Origin of the sequence: Actinophytocola sp., assembly GCF_049647105.1 — a bacterium.
Classification (GTDB): Bacteria; Actinomycetota; Actinomycetes; order Mycobacteriales; family Pseudonocardiaceae; genus Actinophytocola.
This window is the reverse complement of record NZ_JBARWZ010000061.1, coordinates 1-3,109: the sequence shown is the minus strand read 5'-3', so window position 1 is coordinate 3,109 and position 3,109 is coordinate 1. Positions and strand designations below refer to the sequence as shown.

Here is a 3,109-nt window from a genome sequence, read left to right as displayed (position 1 = left end):
GCACCTTGTCATTCACCGGCAAGAAATCCTCGAAAATCCGCAACGCATCCCGCGCCGCATCGAAAATCTCATCCGACTTATCGACACCCAGACTCGACCCCTCCCGGGGCAGCCGCATGTCCTCGATATCAGTACGGCCCTCTTCGACGCTCTCGTCGTTCAGGCCCGCGCTGTAGCCGCCCTCGTCCGACTCCGCCTGCGCGTCGTCGTAGACGTCGTCGAGCGAGCCCTGGCGGTAGTCACCGGGCTGGAGCTTGTACTGGTCGTAGTACTCCCGCACGTCGTCGGGCAGGTTGTCCTCGTCGTAGACCCCGCCCGGCTGACTGCCGAGACCACCGCCGTAGGGGCTGGCGTAGCCCTCCTGCGTCAGGTACGCCGCGAGCAGGTGCTCCTTGGTGTCGGCGTCCACGTACGGATCGTCGAGGAGCCTCTGGACTTCCTCCCACGACCTGCTCATCCCTCACCCCTCAATTCCTGCGGCGATCCCGTCAAGCGAAGCACGACCGCACCCGCGGTGCCGTCCCGGTCGACCGAGGTGACCACCGCGAGACGGTCACGTGCACGCACGTCGGCCGCCGCCGCGGCCAGCAGCGCGGCGACACCAAGGACGCCGCTCGCGGCGCCCGTGTCCCCGACCAGGTGGCCCGGCCGGACCACCGTCGTGACCTGCCGGTTCAATAGCTCACCCGTCGCTTCCCGTTCGACTTCGGACAACTCCGGGTCCTCGGCGGTCAGGGCCAGACCCCACACTTCGTCCACCGCGAGCCCGGACAGCACGTGCTCGAGACACCCGGCCAGTGCACTGCGTGGCTCGCCGACCCGTGTGTCCAACGCTACGACCTCCGCGAGCGCCGGTCGGTTCCCGTTGTCCGGCGTTTGCATAAACAACAGCACGCTGGCCTCACCCAGCGTGCCCCCCGGTTCCAGCAGCTCGCGGGCACCGCTGTGCTCCTCGACGGCACCCGCGAACACGCCGCTCGCCCGCCCGGTGCGCAGGAGCCTGCTCGCGTACCGCAGCACGGCGGGTCCCGAGGTCCTGCCCGCGGCGACCGTACTGTTCGGACCGGTAAGGCCGTGCCACATGGCGCACTGCGCGGCGGCCGAGTTCATCAGCGCGAACGGCATCTGCGCCGGGTTGACGAAGTAGGGCCTGCGGCGGGTCAGCGAGTCGCGCGTGAACTCGAACTGGGTGCGGTTGCTGCCGCTCGTGGTACCGAGCACGACGCCGGTGCGCGCGTCGATGTCGGTCTCCCGCGCGAGGTCGCGGAGCGTGGCGATCGCGAGCGCGCTGGCGCGGTCCATGGAGCTGGTGCCCTTGCGGCCCAGCTGCTCGACGATGTCGAAGTCCGGCACCACCCTGGCGTCCGCCCGCGCCCAGTCGTCCTTCGTGGGCACGGCCTTCGCGGGCTCGCCACGCAGCACACCGTCGGCGAACGCGGCCCTGCCGTGACCGAACGGGGTGAGCGCCGACCACCCGGTGATCACGATGCGGTCGGCCACGCTGCTCTCGGCCACGCTGCCGGTCATGCCGGCCGTCCGAAGAGGACGACCGCGTTGTTGCCGCCGAACGCGAGCGCGTTGTTGGCCACGACGCGCAGATCGGCATCGACCGCGCTGTTGGGCACGCAGTCGATACCGCACGCCGGGTCGGTCTCGGTGTGGTTGATGGTGGGCGGGATGAAGCCCTCGTGGATGGCGACCGCGCACGCGATGGCGGACAGCGCGCTCGCCGCGCCCATGGTGTGGCCCAGCATGGACTTCACCGACACCGTTCTCGGTGGCGTCGGCCCGAACACGTCGTGGATGGCGCCGCATTCGGTGGTGTCGTTGGCCTTCGTGCCGGTGCCGTGCGCGGAGATCAGGTCGACCTGGTCCGGCGTGACACCCGCGTCGTCCAGCGCGAGCCGCATGCAGGCGGCGACGCTGTCCTGGTCGGGGGCGACGGGGTGGGCGGCGTCGCAGTTGAGGCCGTAGCCCAGCACCTCGGCGTAGATCCGGGCGCCGCGCGCGACGGCCTTCTCCAGTGGTTCCAGCACGAGCACGCCGGCGCCCTCGCCGGTGAGGATGCCCTGCCGGTGCACGTCGAAGGGCCTGCAGCGCTCCGGGTCGACCGCACCGAGGCGGTAGAAGCCGGTGAACGTCATGCGGCACATGGCATCCGCGCCACCGCACAGCGCGAAGTCGACCTCGCAGGAGGAGATCGCGTCGAAGGAGTTGCCGAGCGCGTAGTTGCCTGCCGCGCACGCGGTCGCGACGGTCGAACAGTCCACGTCGGACAGCCCCAGCTCGCGGGCGACCGCCACCGGGATGGACGCGGCGGGCACCCGGCGCGGCAGCTCGGCGGGAATACCGGTGCCACGCACGACGTGCTCGGCGATCCGCTCACCCGCGTCGCCACCGCCGTCGGTGGTACCGAGGCACACCATGCCTCGGCCTGCCGGGACGAGACCCGCGTCCTCCACGGCCATCTTCGCGGCGGCCACCGAGAACCGCGCGGCCCTGCCGAGGTCGCCTGCCGGTTGCCCGGTGATCCAGCGGTCCGGATCGAAGTCCGTGACCTCGCAACCCATGTGGTGTGCGAAGCCCTCGGTGTCGAAGACGCCGATGGGCCGCGCACCACTGCGCCCGGCCCGCAGTCCGGCCGTGTAGTCGGCGATGCCCGTACCGATGCTCGACACGACACCGAGCCCCGTGACCGCCACGCGGGTCCGTGCTCGATCGGTCGCGCCGCTCATGCGCCGTCTAGTGCCTCGCCCAGCACGGCGTGGACCCCGTCCAGGTCGACAAGGCGTTCGAACCGCGCCGGGTCCACCTCGACGTCGAACTCGATCTCCAGGTTGGCGAGCAGCTCGATCAGCTTCATGGAGTCGGCGCCGAGATCGTCGACGAAGTGGTCGGCGGGACCGACCCGGTCGGCGTCGACCTCGAGCACCCGGCACACGACCGCCTTGATGTCGTCCGCCCGCTCCGCGACCAGCTTGTTCACTGGTTCTGCATCCAGCTGGACTGGTTGGAGAAGTCGTCCTCGTCGTCGAGCACCTGCCGCTCCGGCCTGCGCGCGGCACGCGGAGCACGCGCCGGGGCTGGCGGCGCGGGTGCGGACGGGGCC

3 protein-coding genes and 1 pseudogene are annotated in these 3,109 nt (G+C 70.8%); all 4 read right to left on the bottom strand.

All coding sequences use genetic code 11. From position 1 onward, the window contains the following. Window positions 1-409, bottom strand: a pseudogene (locus WBA97_RS08175) (hypothetical protein); the annotation flags it as partial. A 44-nt stretch (window positions 410-453) separates the two neighbouring features. Next, entirely contained in the window at window positions 454-1,527 is a 1,074-nt protein-coding gene (locus tag WBA97_RS08170; protein WP_424230110.1) for a beta-ketoacyl synthase N-terminal-like domain-containing protein, read from the bottom strand. Beyond that, window positions 1,524-2,735: a beta-ketoacyl-[acyl-carrier-protein] synthase family protein gene (locus tag WBA97_RS08165; protein WP_424230109.1), complete on the bottom strand. Its 1,212-nt coding sequence runs from the start codon at window positions 2,733-2,735 to the stop codon at window positions 1,524-1,526. Before WBA97_RS08165 ends, WBA97_RS08170 begins: the two co-directional genes overlap by 4 nt. Next, window positions 2,732-2,986, bottom strand: coding sequence for an acyl carrier protein (locus tag WBA97_RS08160; protein WP_424230108.1), 255 nt, complete (start codon window positions 2,984-2,986; stop codon window positions 2,732-2,734). Before WBA97_RS08160 ends, WBA97_RS08165 begins: the two co-directional genes overlap by 4 nt. Between the last annotated feature and the right edge of the window lie 123 nt (window positions 2,987-3,109).

Bases quoted from the DNA above. Each gene is read 5' to 3' on its own strand.
- WBA97_RS08170 (WP_424230110.1), bottom strand. From the start codon at position 1,527: ATGACCGGCAGCGTGGCCGAGAGCAGCGTGGCCGACCGCATCGTGATC.
- WBA97_RS08165 (WP_424230109.1), bottom strand. From the start codon at position 2,735: ATGAGCGGCGCGACCGATCGAGCACGGACCCGCGTGGCGGTCACGGGG.